The sequence below is a fragment of the Enterococcus sp. AZ040 genome, from assembly GCF_050499185.1.
Classification (GTDB): Bacteria; Bacillota; Bacilli; order Lactobacillales; family Enterococcaceae; genus Enterococcus_D; species Enterococcus_D entomosocium.
Genome location: NZ_JBMHEW010000001.1, coordinates 3,118,005 through 3,135,919, shown reverse-complemented (window position 1 = coordinate 3,135,919; position 17,915 = coordinate 3,118,005). Strand labels below are relative to the sequence as shown.

20 protein-coding genes are annotated in these 17,915 nt (G+C 44.6%); 17 read left to right on the top strand and 3 right to left on the bottom strand.

The window, feature by feature from the left end:
• Nucleotides 1-141 precede the first annotated feature (141 nt).
• From IGK63_RS14380 to IGK63_RS14370, 3 genes are read left to right on the top strand one after another with little or no spacing between them, the layout of a single operon-like run.
• Nucleotides 142-1,332, top strand: a complete 1,191-nt coding sequence (locus IGK63_RS14380; RefSeq protein WP_223347129.1) for a metallophosphoesterase family protein — start codon at nucleotides 142-144, stop codon at nucleotides 1,330-1,332.
• Nucleotides 1,329-4,004, top strand: coding sequence for an AAA family ATPase (locus IGK63_RS14375; protein ID WP_176257010.1), 2,676 nt, complete (start codon nucleotides 1,329-1,331; stop codon nucleotides 4,002-4,004). Before IGK63_RS14380 ends, IGK63_RS14375 begins: the two co-directional genes overlap by 4 nt.
• 16 nt (nucleotides 4,005-4,020) lie before the next feature.
• The gene (locus IGK63_RS14370) at nucleotides 4,021-4,965 is read left to right on the top strand and encodes a 3'-5' exoribonuclease YhaM family protein (protein WP_034872173.1); all 945 of its coding nucleotides are present in this window, start codon (nucleotides 4,021-4,023) and stop codon (nucleotides 4,963-4,965) included.
• Nucleotides 4,966-5,135: 170 nt separating this feature from the next.
• Here the strand turns inward: IGK63_RS14370 and IGK63_RS14365 are convergent, their stop codons facing one another.
• From IGK63_RS14365 to IGK63_RS14355, 3 genes are all read right to left on the bottom strand, one after another.
• On the bottom strand, nucleotides 5,136-6,170 hold the full coding sequence (locus tag IGK63_RS14365) for a peptidylprolyl isomerase (RefSeq protein ID WP_016612987.1): 1,035 nt from the start codon (nucleotides 6,168-6,170) through the stop codon (nucleotides 5,136-5,138).
• 115 nt (nucleotides 6,171-6,285) lie between these two features.
• A complete protein-coding gene (locus IGK63_RS14360; protein WP_005227717.1) occupies nucleotides 6,286-6,660 on the bottom strand; it encodes a YtxH domain-containing protein in 375 nt (124 codons plus the stop codon).
• Nucleotides 6,661-7,086 (bottom strand): HIT family protein, encoded by a 426-nt coding sequence (locus IGK63_RS14355; protein WP_005233401.1) that lies wholly within the window; start codon nucleotides 7,084-7,086, stop codon nucleotides 6,661-6,663.
• A 211-nt stretch (nucleotides 7,087-7,297) separates the two neighbouring features.
• Here IGK63_RS14355 and IGK63_RS14350 point away from each other — a divergent pair, with 211 nt between their 5' ends.
• The 14 genes from IGK63_RS14350 to IGK63_RS14285 all read left to right on the top strand — a co-directional run bounded on the left by IGK63_RS14350 (nucleotide 7,298) and on the right by IGK63_RS14285 (nucleotide 17,610).
• On the top strand, nucleotides 7,298-7,777 hold the full coding sequence (locus IGK63_RS14350; protein WP_005233404.1) for a hypothetical protein: 480 nt from the start codon (nucleotides 7,298-7,300) through the stop codon (nucleotides 7,775-7,777).
• An 84-nt stretch (nucleotides 7,778-7,861) separates the two neighbouring features.
• A complete protein-coding gene (locus IGK63_RS14345) occupies nucleotides 7,862-8,596 on the top strand; it encodes an ABC transporter ATP-binding protein (protein ID WP_005233406.1) in 735 nt (244 codons plus the stop codon).
• Nucleotides 8,593-9,804 (top strand): ABC transporter permease, encoded by a 1,212-nt coding sequence (locus tag IGK63_RS14340; RefSeq protein ID WP_016612985.1) that lies wholly within the window; start codon nucleotides 8,593-8,595, stop codon nucleotides 9,802-9,804. The genes IGK63_RS14345 and IGK63_RS14340 overlap by 4 nt, the downstream gene beginning before the upstream one ends.
• A gap of 104 nt (nucleotides 9,805-9,908) precedes the next feature.
• Entirely contained in the window at nucleotides 9,909-10,688 is a 780-nt protein-coding gene (locus tag IGK63_RS14335; RefSeq protein ID WP_005233409.1) for a phosphotransferase family protein, read from the top strand.
• Between the two features lie 57 nt (nucleotides 10,689-10,745).
• A complete protein-coding gene (gene trmB, locus IGK63_RS14330) occupies nucleotides 10,746-11,402 on the top strand; it encodes a tRNA (guanosine(46)-N7)-methyltransferase TrmB (RefSeq protein WP_005233410.1) in 657 nt (218 codons plus the stop codon).
• An 88-nt stretch (nucleotides 11,403-11,490) separates the two neighbouring features.
• Nucleotides 11,491-12,453 (top strand): competence type IV pilus ATPase ComGA, encoded by a 963-nt coding sequence (gene comGA / locus IGK63_RS14325; RefSeq protein WP_016612984.1) that lies wholly within the window; start codon nucleotides 11,491-11,493, stop codon nucleotides 12,451-12,453.
• On the top strand, nucleotides 12,407-13,435 hold the full coding sequence (comGB, locus tag IGK63_RS14320; RefSeq protein ID WP_016612983.1) for a competence type IV pilus assembly protein ComGB: 1,029 nt from the start codon (nucleotides 12,407-12,409) through the stop codon (nucleotides 13,433-13,435). Before comGA ends, comGB begins: the two co-directional genes overlap by 47 nt.
• A complete protein-coding gene (comGC, locus tag IGK63_RS14315) occupies nucleotides 13,432-13,737 on the top strand; it encodes a competence type IV pilus major pilin ComGC (RefSeq protein ID WP_005233413.1) in 306 nt (101 codons plus the stop codon). Before comGB ends, comGC begins: the two co-directional genes overlap by 4 nt.
• Nucleotides 13,721-14,185, top strand: a complete 465-nt coding sequence (comGD, locus tag IGK63_RS14310) for a competence type IV pilus minor pilin ComGD (RefSeq protein ID WP_005233414.1) — start codon at nucleotides 13,721-13,723, stop codon at nucleotides 14,183-14,185. Before comGC ends, comGD begins: the two co-directional genes overlap by 17 nt.
• Nucleotides 14,166-14,480 (top strand): hypothetical protein, encoded by a 315-nt coding sequence (locus IGK63_RS14305; protein WP_016612982.1) that lies wholly within the window; start codon nucleotides 14,166-14,168, stop codon nucleotides 14,478-14,480. The genes comGD and IGK63_RS14305 overlap by 20 nt, the downstream gene beginning before the upstream one ends.
• Nucleotides 14,470-14,895 (top strand): competence type IV pilus minor pilin ComGF, encoded by a 426-nt coding sequence (gene comGF, locus IGK63_RS14300; RefSeq protein ID WP_005233416.1) that lies wholly within the window; start codon nucleotides 14,470-14,472, stop codon nucleotides 14,893-14,895. Before IGK63_RS14305 ends, comGF begins: the two co-directional genes overlap by 11 nt.
• On the top strand, nucleotides 14,858-15,229 hold the full coding sequence (gene comGG, locus IGK63_RS14295) for a competence type IV pilus minor pilin ComGG (RefSeq protein ID WP_008382038.1): 372 nt from the start codon (nucleotides 14,858-14,860) through the stop codon (nucleotides 15,227-15,229). The genes comGF and comGG overlap by 38 nt, the downstream gene beginning before the upstream one ends.
• Before the next feature lie 167 nt (nucleotides 15,230-15,396).
• Nucleotides 15,397-16,401, top strand: coding sequence for a class I SAM-dependent methyltransferase (locus IGK63_RS14290; RefSeq protein ID WP_008382040.1), 1,005 nt, complete (start codon nucleotides 15,397-15,399; stop codon nucleotides 16,399-16,401).
• A 24-nt stretch (nucleotides 16,402-16,425) separates the two neighbouring features.
• On the top strand, nucleotides 16,426-17,610 hold the full coding sequence (locus IGK63_RS14285; protein ID WP_005233419.1) for an acetate/propionate family kinase: 1,185 nt from the start codon (nucleotides 16,426-16,428) through the stop codon (nucleotides 17,608-17,610).
• Nucleotides 17,611-17,915: the final 305 nt, after the last annotated feature.

Sequence of the window (17,915 nt, the reverse complement as noted above, 5' to 3'; positions counted from 1 at the left end):
GCAACTGCAAGAGTCGTTTCCAAAGAAGTTTCAAAAGCGCTTCTTTGGTTTTTTTTATGAAAAAGGCGAACAAATTTTCGTATTTTGCTGACGAAATGACTGATAAATGTTATGATAGAAGCATTAAGGAGGGAGAAAGAAATGCGATTTTTACATAGTGCAGACCTGCATATCGACCGGTCATTTGAAGGGGTCCATCTGTTATCTGAAAAAGTGAAGACCCAACTCCCTGCTATCAATCAAAAAATCATCCGTAATTTGGTGGATGTTGCTTTAGAAAAAGCGGTCGATTTTGTTTTGCTGGCTGGGGATACATTCCATCAAGCACGGCCGAGTCTAAAAGTGCAGCATGACTTTTTTGCCCAACTGCAACGACTGGGAGAAGCAGAGATCCCAGTCTATATGATTTTCGGCAACCATGATTATTATGATCCGCAACGGTATTGGTTTGCTTTTCCAGAAAACGTCATTCTCTTTTCATCGGAAGAAGTTCAAACGGTACAAGGAACAACGAAAAACGGTGAAACCTATGCAATCAGTGGATTTAGCTACCAACATCCTTGGATCGCTGAAAATAAAGTAACAGAATTTCCCGCAAGAGCAGCGGTGGATTACCATATTGGGCTTTACCACGGGGATCAAGCCGGTGAACGGTATGCCCCCTTTTCAATCAGTGAAATGAAGCAAAAAGGCTATGATTATTGGGGCTTGGGGCACATCCATGTACCTAAGACGCTCTCAGAGCAACCACCGATCCTCTATCCCGGTACGCCTCAAGGAAAGACCAAGAAAGAGCAGGCGACTGGGGTGATTTTGGCAGAATTATCGCCACAAGGACCAACAATCGAGCGCTTGGAGATCGCGGAAATCGCTTGGCAAAAGCAAGTGGTCTCCTTAGCGGATGTGACCGCCTCGAATGCCGTATTGCCAGCGATCATCGAGCGCTTAAAAAGTCCTCGTTCGCGCTTGCTGCATCTGGTGTTGACCGATGTGCAGCAGCTGCCGCCAGATTGGTTTCCAGCTGCGGAAAAAAATGAATGGCTGACCTACCTCAATGAACGGTTGGCACAAACAGAGCCGCTGCAAGTAATCTATGCCCTTGAAGTCGAGCAAGCCAATGAAGACAAGATCGCATTGGCGGTACCACAAGACTATATGCTGCAGTTTTTAGCGATGTATGAGTCACCAGAGATCTTTGCGGACCGACTGTCCGATCTATTGCAGCATCCGCTGATCCAGCGGGGGATCACCCATGAATCATTTCAAGAAGAAGTCTTGCAGCAAGCCAAGCAATTGTTGAAAGACGACTTTCAATGGGAGGAGCAGTCATGAGAATTTTAAAAGCAGAGATTACCGGTTTTGGGAAATACCATGAACAAAGCTTTGCCTTTCATCCGCAAAATCAGCTGCTCTTTGGGCACAACGAGATCGGAAAATCGACGTTGTATCAATTTATTGCCGCCATCTTATTTGGCTTTCCGAAAAAGACAGCCAAGAAAAAAGACTATACCCCCAAAAACGGTGCAGCTTACGGTGGCAAGTTATGGTTGGCTCTGGAACCCTTCGGCGAAGTGATCGTGGAACGCTATCGGCATGTAGACCGCGGTCGTGCCAAAGTCCATGTCGCTGGTCAGACGGTCGATGAGCAATGGCTGGCACAACACCTGCAGCCCCTCAATCGAGCATTGTTCTTCGATGTCTTTACCTTTCAGCAAGAGCAATTGACCCAGATCGATAAGCTAGAAGAAAATGAGCTGCACCAAGCGTTGATTTCTCTGGGAATCAGCGGCAGTCAAAAAATGCTGCAGCAAGTGGCACAATATGAAACCATCAATCAGCAGCAATACAAGCCACGGGGGCAAAAGCTGCCTTTGAATCAGGCGTTAAAACAATTAGAAAAACTGCAAAAAACGATTGCGGAAAAAGAAAGCGAAGAAAGCCGCATCCAACAGCAGTATCAGCAGATCGCCCAGTTGCAAGAACAGATCCAAGACTTGCGACACCAGTTTCAAGCATTGAATGAAGCCTATCAGGAAAATCAGCAGCAGCTGAGTCATTGGGGGCTTTATGAAGAGTGGCAGCAAATGGCACCAGCAGATACGTTAGCCGATCCTCAGCAAGTCCAAGCCATCAAACAGTTTTATCAGCAGTATCAGCAGCTGACGGAAGAAATTCGCAAAAAAGAAGCTGAATTAGATCAGTTGGAGCAAGGAAAAGAATCAGATAAGTATTTCTTTTACCTTGATCACGAGCACCAAATCAATCACTTGCTGCAGCAGCAAGTGACGATGGCGCGTTTGGCAGATCGTGAAGCAGCGGCCAATCATCAAGAAGCCGTCGCCATCACGGAGCTGAATCGCTTGGTCGAAAAGCGCCAATGGAGCAGAGAATCGCCGCCGCTAGTAACGGCTTCGATCCATGAACAAACCACACGTTTACTACAAGAACGTGTGCAGTTAGAAGAGCTCGAAAAGCGCATGATGCGTTTAGAAGAAAAAGCGCAGCCTTTGCAAGCCACCGCAGCTCGCTTAGAACAGCAGCATCCTCAATTGATTGGCCGCAAGCCGGTTTCTCGCCCGCTATGGCCGCTAGGGATCGTCGGTGGGCTGCTAGTAGTGATCGGTATCTTTTTGCCGAGTCCGTGGCGCTGGCTTGCTCTAGGTGTAGGGATCGCAGCGATCATTGGCAGTGTTTTGCCGTTGATGAAAGCAGCGCCAAACAAACAGCAAGGCATCAAACAGGAATGGCAGACGGTTCTCATGCAGCTGGATCTGCTGGGAGAAGAGTTGGCGCAGCTGGGAAATGAACAGCAGCAAAAGCAGCAGCAGATCGATCGTGCCCACCAAGCCCTGACACCCTTTTTTGGTAATTTGCCGGTGGAAAGCTGGCAGTCGTATTTATTAGCCTATGATGAAGATGTTGCTAGCTATCAAGCCTACTCACAGCAGCGCAAACAAGCCTATCAAGAACGGCAAGCCGTCGCAGAAGAACTGGCACCCTTTGACGAGCAGTTCCGACCTTATGCTGAGTGGCTGCCGTTGCAAAACAAAACCTTGTTAGAAAAAGCAGCGATCTTGCAGAGGTTTAATGAAGAGATGCAAACAATCAAGCTTTCACGACTGCAACAACCTAGCACGCTGCTGGCCCAACAGTTGACCCGCACCCGCAATGAACGCGACCAGCTGCTTTCCCAGGCCAGTGATCTCTTGCAGCAACAAGGCTTAGATCACCCTGCAGAAATCAGCCTCTGGTTGAAGCAATGGGAAGCGGCGCAACGCACGCAGCAGCGAGCAGAAGAATTGGCGGTGATGTTAACACCGATTTATCCTAAACCAGTGACGCAAGCAGAATTGCTGCAGCAAAAAGACCAGATCAAGCAGCAGCAAACACAGCTTCAGGCACAAATACAGCAGTTGACGGAGCAAAAACAGCGTTTGGAATTAGAAGCAGCAGCTAGTCAAAAAAATGGCACCTTGAATCAGCTTTATCAAGAAGAAAGTGAGCTAAAGGCGGTCATTGAAGAACTTGCTGTGGCATGGGGGAGTCGTCAGTTGGCGGCTTCGATTTTAACGGATGTCACGACCGAGTTGTCAGAACAGCAATTGCCGCAGCTATTGTCGGCTGCTTCAACCTATTTTGAACAGCTATCAAACGGACGTTATCAAAAGATTCTTTTGGAAAATGGCTTGTTGGTAGCGGCAAATGCCAGCGAGACGTTTTCGATCATCGACCTGTCCACAGGCACGAAGGATCAGTTAATCATGGCGTTACGCTTCGGTTATCTAGCACTGCAAAAAAATCACCCATTGTGTCCAATCATTATTGATGATGGTTGGCTGCATTATGATAGTGTTCGTAAGGAACGGTTTGCCGCACTGTTAAAAGAGTTTGGGCAAAGTTATCAAGTAATTTGTTTGTCTTCTGACCAAGAAATGGTAAGCTATTATCAGAAGTACCAGCAGCCTATCCAGGATCTGAGTAAAGGAAGTGAAAGATTTGGCTGATCGGCCAAATAAGCCCATGAAAAAAATTCGTGAATTAACTGTTGATGAAACGTTTCAACTTTTCTTGCTGATCAAGAATGCCGATGTGCGGATCGCGAAAAACGGCAAAAAATTTATTGCCTTCACCTTTCAAGATACATCCGGCACGATCGACGGAAAGTTCTGGGATGCATCAGATGAAGAAATCGCCCGTTTTGAACCCGGGAAAGTAGTACTGCTAGATGGAAAACGGGAGGTCTACCAAGGCAATCCGCAAGTCAAAATCATGCATTTGCGTTTAGCGAAACCGGAAGAGCCCCATGAACCAAGCCAATACATGGAAAAAGCACCCTTGCGAAAAGAAGAGATGGAAGAAGAAATCAGTCAAACCTTGTTTGAGATCACGAATCCTCACTGGAATCGAATCGTCCGTTTCTTACTGAACAAGTATAAAAAGGAATTCTTTGACTTTCCAGCTGCGAAGCGCAATCACCATGCCTTCGCCAGTGGATTGGCGTATCATACGACCACTATGCTGCGGTTAGGAAAAGCAATCGTCAAAGAGTACCCTGAATTGAATGCTTCACTACTGTATGCGGGTATCATTTTGCATGATTTAGGAAAAGTGATCGAGTTGACAGGTCCGATGACGACAGAGTATACCTTGGCGGGGAATCTAGTAGGGCATTTGGTCTTAGTGGATGAAGAAATCACGCAAGCCTGTATGGCTTTGAAATTTGATGACAAAGAAGAAGATATCGTTGTTTTGCGGCATATGGTTTTAGCCCACCATGGCTTATTAGAATATGGGTCACCTGTTCGCCCCCGCATAATGGAAGCGGAGATCCTCCATCAAATCGATAATTTGGATGCTTCCATGCAAATGATGCTGACGTCGATTCGTTTAACGGAACCTGGTCAATACACAGACCGAATTTTTGGCATGGACAATCGGAGTTTTTATGTACCGAAAGAAGTGTAGCGGTGACCTTGTAGCACGATCAACCAAAGTGAATGACGGAAAGAACAAAAAACCACGCTAGGCTTGCTTAGCGTGGTTTTTCAGATGTTGGAAAAAGTAGCTGAATCGGCAATATTAACCTAATTAGCATAAAAAAAGAAGCGCCGTTACGACGGCACTTCTTTTTTCGTTTATTCAGCAGAAGAATCTGTAGCACTTTCACTCGTTGCAGTAGAATCATCGGTTGCATCAGTAGCAGAAGAATCTGCCGCTGAGCTGTCCGTTGCATCGGTAGCAGAAGAGTCAGCAGTTGAATCTTCTGTTTCAGCCGCTGTGATGTAATCAGAAAGCAAGTCTGCTAAGTCAGAGTCTTTCATTTTCACATTAGCTGCTTGCAATTCTTGACCGATCGTTGCTGCCATAAAGGTTGAATCATTCAACAAAGTGTTTTGAGCAATTTCAGTCAATTCATCTTTGTATTTATCCATATCATTGCCTTTGTCTTGGTTTTTCACCATTTTCACGATATAGTATTCCGTCGTGTAAGTTGACGTGTTGGTTGCAGAGATCACTTCAGAGATTTCACCATCTTTTAAATCAAAAGCGGCTGTTTTTACTTCACTTGGTACAGCTGATGAAGTAGAATCGAATTTGATCGTTCCGCCATCTTCTTTTGTTGCCGCATCCGTTGATTTTTCTTTAGCGATTTCGCCAAAGTCTGCATCATCTTTTTTCGCTTCTTCTAAGACGTCTTTGGCATCATCTTCACTTGCTACTTTGATGATTTGTGCTTCTACTTCAGGGTGGAAAGAATCCCAAGCAGTTTTCATGTCTTCATCAGTGATATCCATGTTGGCTTTTAAGCCTTCACGTAACGCAAGTTGTTGTTTCAAGTCTGCACGGTAAGATTTCACCGTATAACCAGAGGCAGTCAATGTTGATTCAAAGGAATCACTGCCGCCGTATTGCTCAGCCACGTTGTTGAATTGTTCGTCGATCATTTCTTCCGTTACGTCATCGCCGTATTTTTCATTAAAGACTTTCAAGACGATCATTTCACGCAACGCTTGTTGATTTTCTGTACTTGTTTTTGCTTTGTCATAAAAATCTTGAACAGTGATTTTACCGCCCTTCATTGTTGCGATTTCCTCACTTGAGTTACCACAAGCCGCTAATGCAAAAAGACTCATTGCACTGACTGCTACTAAAATTAATTTTTTCTTCATTCGTTTAAGCACTCCTAATTCTAAAAAGTTTCATAATAATCACTGCACCTACTATACCACTTCTAGAAATGGTTGGAAAGAAAACAGCGGATGTTTCAAACAAAATTCATAAAAACTACAAATTTTCGATTTGTTTGTCGTCCTCTGCGCTTTGGGCTTGAATCGTCGTGATGTGCTGATTCAATTGTTCCATTTGGGTTTTTATCCGAGCAAGGCGCGGTTGTGCTTGGAATTTGAAGGCTTCCAAATCTTTCGTGAAAGATTCGGTCACAACTGGGATCGTTTCGTCGATCGTTTTGCGGGTTACCATCACAGCATCTTTGAGCTGTTTGACACTGTCATTGAATTCTAAGGTCGCTTCTGTCGTGTCATCTAAATAGCGAATCAATTCTTCACGGGTTTCATTGCCGCTTTTTGGTGCAAAAAGCAAACCGCCTAAGCCGCCGGCGATGGAACCGAACAAAAGTCCTTTAAGAAAATTACCGATCATTTAGTTCACCTGCTTTCCAATTTTTTCGGCGATTGCCGCCAGCTCTTCCCCCGTGTAATTCTCTGCATGATTGCCAAAATGGATCTTGAAATCATCGTCTTTGCTGTAGCGAGGAATCAAATGGACATGGGAATGGAAGACGGATTGGTACGCCAATTCTTTATTGTTGTTGATGATATTTAAGCCTTCGATCTCAGGGAATGCTTTTTCGATCGCCCGAGCAATCTTAGGGATACGGGCAAAAACCGCTGCTGCCAACGTTTCATCGTACTCGAAAATATCCGTCACATGCGTTTTGGGAATGACCAATGTATGACCAGGGGTGACTTGGGAAATATCTAAAAAGGCATAGACTTGCTCATCCTCGTAGACTTTGTAGCTAGGAATCTCACGATTATTGATTTTACAAAAAATACAATTTTCCATTGTAAAAAACCTCCTTGATCTATTACCTCTACTTTACCATATTTTGCTTTTTTTCGTCTGGTTTCCTCTTTGAAAAAGTCGGAACAAGGCAACTGTTCCTTCAACAAAGGCGCTTTTTTAAAGAAATGCGAGAAGCAAGCGAGAAACGCTTGCATTTAGATTCCAACAACCCTAGACTTAATATCAGAAATCATTTGGAAAGAAGGAACCTATGAAACCGATCATTAAAGAAACCTTACAGAAAAAAACAACGACTTCAGCGAAGCTTCGCTACTTAGCCTATGCCTATAAAGAGTGGTTGATCGCGATCACGCTGTTTGTGGTGTTTGCTGGTTCAATCACTTATTCTCTGACACGTCCGCAAGAAGAAGTAGTCAATGCCGCCATTGTCACTGAAACAGCAATGGACCCTGCGGTGCAAAGTGAATTGGAAGCAGCCGTTGAAGCATGGGCAATAGACCAAGGGTATCAAAAAGAAGAGCTGAGGATCAGCCTGGTTTCTTATGCCGAACCAGCCGCTGTCCAAGCCTTTACCACCCGTCTTGCCGCTGGTGCGATCCAAATGGTCGTTTTTCCAGCCAGCGAAGCACAAACGTGGCAAGAGCGCTTTGGCAGCCAAGAACTAGCGCAAGAAATCATTACAGTGGGAGAAAATGAATTTATCCTGCAAGTCACGAATAAAGAAAAATAAACAACTGTTTTGCCAGCTGACTGAATTGAACAAAAAGAGCCTACGTTGACAAAGAGCCATAATCAGGCGAATCGGAGGGAAAAAATGACTTTACAAGTAGCAAACGTGACAGGCGGCTATAATCAGCTGCCAGTCTTAAAAAATATTGATTTTACGATCGGCGATGGGGAGCTCGTTGGCTTGATCGGCTTGAACGGGGCAGGGAAGAGTACGACGATCAAAGAAATCATCGGTTTACTGCAACCTCACAGCGGCACCATCACGATTGACGGCTTGACCCTTAAAGAAAACCCAGAGCAATACCGCAAACAAATCGGGTATATCCCCGAAACCCCTTCTTTATATGAAGAATTGACCTTAAGAGAGCACATTGAAGTGACGGCGATGGCCTACGATCTTCCACAAGAAGAAGCCATGAAGCGAGCAGAACGCCTGCTAAAAACCTTTCGCTTAGAAAACAAACTCGATTGGTTCCCGGCAAACTTTTCAAAAGGGATGAAACAAAAAGTCATGGTACTGTGTGCCTTTTTGATTGAGCCGAGTGTCTACATCATTGATGAACCCTTTCTAGGATTAGATCCTTTAGCGATCAATGCGTTATTGGAACTGATGAATGAGATGAAACAAACCGGGGCATCTATTTTGATGTCCACCCACATTTTAGCAACCGCAGAGAAGTATTGTGACAAATTCATCCTCTTGCATAACGGTGAGATCCGCGCACAAGGGACATTGGCGGAACTAAGAAGCCAATTTCAAGCACCAGAAGCCTCCCTTGATGATCTGTACCTCGCACTGACAAAGGAGAGTCAAGCATGAAGCAGTTTTTCTCGCAACGCTTACAGCGGCATCAAAAACAGATGACACGCTATTTGCGCTATGTCTTCAATGATCATTTTGCTTTGATCAGCACCTTCTTAGTCGGAGGTCTGGGGCTCTATTATTCTGAATTGCTAAAAACATTGCCGCGGCCGTTTCCATTAGGCGGCATCATCGTGGTCGCTGTTTGGCTCTTTGTTTTACCGCTGGGACGCTTAGCGACACTGACGAAACCGGCAGATTTGATTTTTCTGTTAGCCAAAGAAGGACAAATGACAAGTTATCTCAGCCAAGCGTTACGTTATTCCCTCTGGCTGCCCTTTGGGGTTTTATTTTTAGCCGTAGGGGCAACGATGCCTTTGGTCGTGGTCACAGCAAACAGCACCTTTGCCTCATTCCCATACTTTTTAGGGATGATGTGGCTCTTAAAACTGGGGGATCTTTCACTACAACGGATTCGTTTGTATCAAGAAACTCAGCAGCAAGTCAAACAGCAGCGAGGCATCTGGTTCGCAAGTACGTTTGCTGCCACACTTGCCAGTATTTATGTAGCACCTTGGCTAGGATTGGGGATCAGCATCCTCCAAGCAATCTGGTTCCTCTTTGGACTGAAAGCCAATAGCCAGCTTTTGGATTGGGACTATATGATCCAAGCCGAACAGTCGCGCTTAATGCGTATCTATCGTTTTATCAACTTATTTACAGATGTTCCCCAAATCACGACGGAAGCCAAACGGCGCAAATACCTCGACTGGCTGCTGGCAAAGATCAAACCAGTGCACAGCAATACGTACCTCTATCTTTACTTGCGCCGAGTGATCCGTGGGGGGCAATATGGCGGGCTTTATGTCCGTTTGACTTTGATTGGTGGGTTCGTCTTATTCTTTGTCGATGAGCTTTGGATCAGTCTGCTGATCGGCTGCTTGTTTCTTTATCTGATCGGTTTCCAACTGATTCCTTTGATCAATGAGTTTCAATACATGGTTTTGACACATCTGTATCCCGTGCCAGAAAAACAAAAAGCCGCAGCGATCAAAAAAATTCTTGGGGCACTCTTACTGGTGACCGCAGTTCTTTTCGGTGTGATCTGTTGCTTGCGCTTGCCTTTTATTTGGCAAGGCGGTATCGCGTTTCTTGGCTTCTTAGGGTTTGCGGGTCTTTTTTTAGGCATCTACTTGCCAGGGCGATTAAAGAAAATGCACGCCTGATCCACAAGTGGCCTCTCTTACAAAAAGCGAACGCATATGCGCTTGACGGCGACCCATTAGGAAGCTAGAATAAGAGGTACTGCGAAATAAGGAGAGAAGCTAGGATGGATATTCGCTTGGATCAAGATTGGCGTATGCGGCCAATCAAAGGCGACACCGGGAAAGCCTATATCGGGCTCAAGGACAACGACAAAGTCTTTATCAAACGAAATACGACCCCGATGCTTGCGGCACTCTCTAAAGAGGGCATTGCACCCAAACTCGTCTGGACGAAACGGACGGGAAATGGGGATACGCTCTCCGCACAAGAATGGCTGGATGGACGGGTCTTAGATCCCGATGAAATCGGCCAAAGAAATGATGTCATTGATGTGTTGTATCACTTGCATCATTCAAAAACGTTGGCACAGATGCTAAGCAAAATCGGCGGACAAGTCAGATCGCCTGAACAGATGCTGATGGATTATCAGGATCAGCTGCCTTCTGCGGTCGCCCAAAACCGTTTTATTCATTTGGTCACCGAGTATTTAAAAACCAATATTCCAGCTTTTGACGAGCAGAAAGCCGCGGTCGTCCATGGCGATGTCAATTATCGAAATTGGCTAGTTTGTCAAAACTATTTGTATTTAGTCGATTGGGATTCCGTGATGTTTGCAGATCCGGCAATCGATATCGGCACTATTTTAGGTCACTATGTGCCATTATCTGGCTGGTCTCATTGGCTCGTGCGCTATGGTATCCACAGCAGCAGCGAAGTGATCGAAAAGATTTATTGGTACGCATTGTTGAGTATGCTGCAAGAGGTCAAAAAATATTATCTGCGAGGCGATTACAAAGCCATGAATGCAGAGATTTTACAATTAAAACGAATTTATAGCGAATGAAGAGAAGATGGAGCGAGGCAATTTGGTTCCATCTTGTTTTTTCGGAAAGGAAGAAACATGAGAGTAAGAAAACGTGCAGGTGCAAAAGAGCTGATTGACGCTCATCCAGAATACGTCGTGGCAGAGCCTACTGAATGGAAAGGGCGTTGGCATGAACGCTTTGGCAATGATCACCCGCTGCATATCGAAATTGGAATGGGAAAAGGCCAATTTATTACGGAAATGGCGAAAGCTCATCCCGAGATCAATTATATTGGTGTGGAAATGCAGATTAGTGTCGTTTCGATCGCATTAGATAAAATGATCGAGCAGGAGATCCCGAACTTGCAACTGCTGCATGTCGATGGTTCCGCATTGACCAACTATTTTGCAGACAATGAAGTAGACCAGATCTATTTGAATTTTTCTGATCCATGGCCTAAGAAGAAGCATGAGAAGCGCCGTTTGACTTCCAAAGCCTTTTTAGCAGTCGACGAGCAGATTTTACGTCCCAACGGCGAGATCCATTTCAAAACGGATAACCAAGGATTGTTTGAGTATTCCTTAGCGAGCTTTTCTCAATACGGCATGATTATCAAACAAGTTTGGTTGGACTTGCATAACAGTTCCTTTGAGAACAATATCATGACGGAATATGAAGAAAAATTCTCAAGCCGCGGGCAGCGGATCTATCGGGTGGAAGCCCAATTTGTGGCAAAAGAACCACAGAAATAAACGAATGATGAAAGATGAAGCAAATTTGCTTCATCTTTTTTTTCTATTCTCAAAGCGTTTGCGTATTTCTTTTTAGGAGGGATAAGTCGTGGATATTCGAGCATTCTCAGACGAGTTGATTCTTTATGGAAGACAAGAACGCATGCAGGATCTGTCCATTTTGCCTAGCGGTACACAGATGGAGGTGATTTTCAGTAAAAGCTATCTCAGAAAGACCTATCAAGTACTGACCAACGAAGAAGCTCAGCAGCTGATCACCCGCTTCAAATTTTTAGGAGGAATGGAGGTGGGAGAACGGCGCAAAGCTCAGTTAGGCGCAGTCAGCTATCTGTTAGGCGATCAGCTACAGCGGTTGCGCGTCTCAACGGTGGGTGATTATCAAGGGCGTGAAAGTCTCGTGATGCGGTTTCTTTATCCTTTGAACAAGGAGCATCTGCGCTATTTTTTTGCAGAAGACGTCCAGCAGATCCAACAGACAACCAAACAAAGAGGCCTATATTTATTTTCTGGTCCCACTGGCTCAGGAAAATCGACCCTCATGTATCAATTAGCACGGGCAACCAAGGGACAAGTCATTACCATCGAAGATCCTGTGGAGATTGAAGAGCCGCATTTTTTGCAGCTGCAGACCAATTTGAAAATCGGACAAGACTATGATGAATTGATTCGCTTGTCTTTACGGCATCGTCCGGACCTGCTTTTGATTGGCGAGATCCGTAACAAAGAGACGGCGCAAGCCGCTGTACGAGCCGCTCTGACAGGTCATCGAGTATTTGCCACGATCCATGCACGAGGCGTAGCAGAAACCAAGACACGGCTGCTGGAATTGCTAGGGGCAGACGATCTTCTGGCGCACGCGTTGCAAGGGATCGTTTATCAGCGATTGTTGCCGAATGAAGTCAACGAACCCCATGGATTGCTGGCGTATCACTTTTATGAGGGGCAAGTGGAAAAACAGTGGCAGCACGTATTAAAACGAGTGAAAGAAAGTGGGTGGATCACCGATGAAGTTTATGAAAAAGAAGCCCCAGCTACCACGCCGTGCAACTGAAGCCCTCTTGGTCACCTTCACGGTGTTATTGGAGAGTGGCTTTTCCCTACAAGAAAGCCTCCAAGTGTTGCTGCGCAGTCGCCAGTTTTCTGAACCTGTGATCGAACAGCTGATTGCCCATCTTGCCCAAGGGCAAAGCTTGGCAGCAGCAGTAGCGCCGTTGTCTTTATCGGCTACCGAAAAAAATCAGCTTTATTTAGCAGAAAGTCATGGGAATCTCACGACGACCTTGCGGCGGATGGTCGACTACCACAAATTGGTCAACAAGCAAAAACAGCTGCTGTACAAAGTAGCGGCCTATCCGCTTTTGCTACTGGTCTTTTTAGTGGCGGCTCTCTTTGGCATGCATCGCTTTTTAATGCCTCAATTGTTAGCCTCTGGCATGATCGACGAAGGTCATTGGGGCATTCGCGCCATCACTTGGGCACCAGCAGTACTTATCCTCTTCTTGTTGGTAAGTGTGCTGCTTTTTGTGATCAGCCGCTGGGTATTTGCCCGCCGCACTGCCTTGCAAAAAGCTGTATTCTTCAGCCACCTGCCATTGTTCGGAGCATTGTACACGAGTTATCACACGAGTTTTTTCGCATTGGAATGGGGCAAGTTGTTTCAGCAAGGGTTAGATATCCAACAGATCATTGAGTGTATGGAGCACACCAATAAAGCTACCTTGATCCAAGAATTAGCGCGAGAGTTGCGAGTGACCTTGACACTTGGCGGAGAACTCCCAGAAAAACTTCGTCATTTCTCGTTTCTCACACCAGAATTTTCTTTGATCGTCTTTCAAGGAGAAGTACGGGGAAAGTTAGGAGAAGAGCTTTTTTTATACAGTCAATTATTGATGGATCGCTTGTTTCAACGAATCGAAAAAGCTATTCACTGGGTTCAGCCTCTGATTTTTTTGTTGGTTGCTTTAATGATCGTTGGGATCTATGCCGCTATGTTTTTACCAATCTATGGAAATATCCAAGGAGTGATCGAATGATAGAAAAGAAAGTCGCATCTTCTCGCAAGCAGGGGATTTGGCGTGTCAAAAAAGGCTTTACATTGGTTGAAATGTTGGTTGTTTTATTAGTGATCAGTATTTTGGTTTTGTTGTTTGTCCCAAATCTTGCCAAGCAAAGAGGAATCATTGATGAGAAAGGAAATGCGGCCATCGTGAAAGTGGTGGAAACCCAGATCGAACTCTTTCGTCTGAATGAAAATCGGGAGCCCTCGAGAGAAGAATTGATCGCTGAAGGGTATGTATCTGAGGAGCAATATGCGATTTATGAGCAAGGGGACTAAGGGCTGTCGACGTTGCTCTTTTGCTGGTTTTACTTTAATAGAAAGCCTTTTGGTCCTCATGGTCAGTAGTATGTTTCTCTTTTTTCCCGTCGTGGCCATCGAGTACTATCAACGATCTGCTGAAGTCTTAGGCTTTTGTGCACGCTTAGAAAAAGGCCTCTATACCATACAGCAATCGGCCATCATCGATAACACACAAACCCGAGCCGTTTATCAAGCAGCGCCAACGCCAACTGTTTCATTTTATGGCGCTGCAACTGAGCCGGTCACCAAGATCGAAGTCCCTCCTCAACTAGCGATGCAGGCGTTTCCCGATATTCTTTTTAGTAGTCAGTCCGGCAACAATAGCAGTCTGCGAAGGATCGTTTTCTATTGGCAGGAGAAAAAGCAAACCATCAGCTATAAGTTTTTATTTGGGAGCGGACGCTATGAAAAAATCGTTGAATAGCGGGTTCATCTTAGCAGAAAGCCTGATTGGCTTTGGGGTGTTGGCAACCTGTGTGTTATTGTTTTTAGCGATGCAGACCGCTTCACTGACGCAAAGTGCGGCATTGCAGGAAAAAGCCCAAATGCTGCGGGTGCTGTATGAAGAAGTCCAGAACCACTCCTTTGATGCGTCAACCATTACCTACACGACGCAGCGTCAGACGGTCTATCAAGTTCGCTTTTGGCAAGCAGCGCAGCATCAACAGGCACTCATCCAAAGTGGCGAACAGCTCTGGGAGATTGTGTATGAAGAGTAAAGGCTTTACTTTGTTGGAGTGTCTGTTGTCTTTATGGGTATTGGCGATCTGCTTATTGATGATCAGCGGGATCGTCAAGCACCTCGCGCCGGTCAATCAGCAGATCATGGCTCGCAAAGATCAAGAATGGCATGTTTTTTTGTTTCAGTTGGAACGGGAATTAAGTACCTGTGTCTATCTATCAGTCAGCGAGAACACGCTATATTTGCGAAGCAGTCAAAACAATTCGGTAACGATCGATCGCATCAACCGCGTGTTGCGGAAACGGGACAACAATGGCTATCAACCGTTGTTGACAGAAGTGGCAGATGTGTCTTTTGAGAAAATTGGCGCAGCGATCCGCTTTACCGTTTCCTTTGAGAATGGAGACCAGAAAATTGGACAATGGAAAATACACTCACAAGAGGCGGCATAAAGGCGGTATTTTACTCACAGCATTGTTGTTTGTGCAGCTGTTGAGCTTGATGTTATTGCTGGTGTTAGAAAACAGCCGCACAACAGCCCTTTTTTATACAAAAACCATTGAAACCTATGAAGCCCGTATTATGAGTGAACTTTTCCATGCGGAATTCTTGCAAAACGAGTTGGAAGATCGAGGGACACGGTTTTATAATGTAGGAAAGTTGACTTATGAACGGCAAGGACAGAGCTTACAGATCGAATGCTATGTCAAAAGTCGGCGATTTACTTTTACCTTTTTGTTGCCTGAAGAGCAGCCTGAAATAGACACAGATGACCAAGAAGAATAGTACAGGAAAAGGATGGTTGTTTCGACCATCCTTTTTCATACAGAAATAGAAAAAGAATGTTTACAGCTTCACAAATTATTCTAAACGAAAGCGATTGATTATTTTGGATGAATCGGCTAAAATTAAACAGGTATATATGTTGTTATAGTTTTGAAAAGAGGTGCAAGATGTCCGCAGAAAAAATGGAAACGTCTTTTCATTTGACCGTTGAAGCGATCCAACTGCTTCAAAACGCATTGGAAACGTCTTTTTTTGATGCTTACGTAGAGACGATCGAAAATTTTGTTGATCAATACCAAGTTCGCGTGATCGATGGGGTACCAGATGAAGCAACTGCTGCTCGTTTAGAAACCATCTATCAAGAAATTCGAGCAATGGAACTATCGGCAGAAGAAAAACGCAAGCTTGCGCAGTTGGTTTTGTTGAAAGGCAGCCAAACGGAGCGCCTACAGGCCAATCACCAACTGACACCAGATAGTCTTGGGTTTTTATTCGTCTATTTGATCGAGCAGTTGAGTAGTGCCGACCAACCAGTGAAACTTCTTGATTTATCGGTAGGCATGGGGAATCTCTTATTGACAGTCTTGCTGAATCTGCAATTAGCGAAGCGTCCAGTAGAAGGAACCGGTGTGGATATTGACGAAACCTTGTTGGCGATCGCAGCTGCGACTGGCGAATGGACCAAAGCGCCCTTGCATTTGTTCCATCAAGATGGCTTGCAAGAGCTTTTGATCGAACCGATGGATCTGGCGATCAGCGATCTACCGGTGGGCTATTACCCACAAGATGACAAAGCCCGCAGCTTCATTACGGCGGCTCCAGAAGGGCACAGTTACGCCCATCATTTGTTGATGGAACAAGCGATGAACTATGTCAAAGCTGGCGGTTACGGTTTGTTCTTAGTACCAAGCAACTTCTTGGAAACGGAACAGAGTGAATTTTTGAAAAAATGGCTGAAAGAAAAGGTTTATTTGCAAGGAATGATTCAGCTTCCTGAAGAACTCTTTAAAAATGAACATTCACGTAAAAGTATTTTGCTTTTACAAAACCATGGAGGGACAAGCAAACAAGCAGACGAAGTCTTGCTGGTCAAGCTAGCCTCACTGAAAGAACCAAAGAACATCACAAAACTTTTTGAACAATTTGCGGCTTGGAAAGCAGCAAATCTGTAATATAATTCGGATAAGGAGATCATCATGTCAAAAACAATCGCAATCAATGCTGGAAGTTCAAGTTTAAAATGGCAATTATATCAAATGCCAGAGGAAACAGTTGTCGCTAAAGGAATCGTTGAACGAATCGGTTTGAAAGATTCTATCTTTACCATCAAATATGGGGAAGATCAAAAATTCGAACAAATCATCGACATCAACGATCACGAAGTAGCTGTAAAAATGTTATTGGATCAACTGATTGAATTAAACATTTTAGGTGCCTATGATGAAATCACTGGCGTCGGTCACCGCGTCGTTCACGGCGGAGAAGATTTCCCTGATTCAGTTGTGATCACAGACGAAGTGATGGAACGCATCCAAGCATTGGCTGAATTTGCGCCATTACACAACCCAGCAAACTTGATGGGGATCACTGCTTTCAAAAAAATCTTGCCAGAAATCATCAGTGTCGCTGTTTTTGATACTTCTTTCCATGCAACGATGCCAAAACACAATTACCTATACAGCTTGCCATTAGAGTACTATAACGAATTTAAAGTACGTAAATACGGCTTCCACGGTACAAGCCACCGTTATGTTTCTGAGCGTGCAGCAGAAATGTTAGGCAAACCAATCGAAGAATTAAAAATCATCACTTGCCATCTAGGGAACGGTGCGTCGATCACTGCGGTTGACGGCGGAAAATCAGTAGATACATCAATGGGCTTCACGCCATTAGCTGGTGTAACGATGGGCACACGTTCAGGTGACATCGATCCTGCTGTTTTGCCTTACTTAATGGAAAAATTAGATTTGAATATCGATGAAATGGTGGATGTTTTAAACAAAAAATCTGGTTTATTAGGCTTAACTGGTATTTCCAGCGACATGCGCGATCTAGAAGCAAACTACGACAAAGAAGAAGTCAAAGTTGCTTATGACGTCTTTACTGACCGCATCCGTAAATACATTGGTGGCTATGTAACGACCATGAACGGTGTTGATGCGATCGTCTTTACTGCCGGTATCGGTGAAAATGATGCCCACGTCCGCAGCGAAGTTATCAAAGGCATGACTTGGTTTGGTTGCGAATTAGATGCCGATCAAAATGCAAAACGCGGCGAAGAATTAGTGATCTCAACTGAAGAGTCAAAAGTCAAAGTACTTTTGATCCCAACAGATGAAGAATTAATGATCGCTCGCGATGTGGAACGTTTACGCGGCTAAGCGAAAACCTTCCTTAGAATAGAAGCTGAAACACATGCAAGAGAAATGCTTGCATGTGTTTTTTTGTAGGAAAGTCCGCAAAATGGGGCTAGAGAGAAAAATTGGTGAAGACCATTTTCTAATTTTTTAAACAGATAATTTAATAATTATACATATGAAAATTGGCTCATACTGCACCTAGGTGGAGGGCTTCTCATTTTGCTTTCATTTGAATTTAAATTTCCCTCCTTTTTTACAAGGTGTTCTCAGGGAAATACCCTTGTAAAAGTTGCCAAATGGGAATAAACTGGCATTTGTGAATTTTC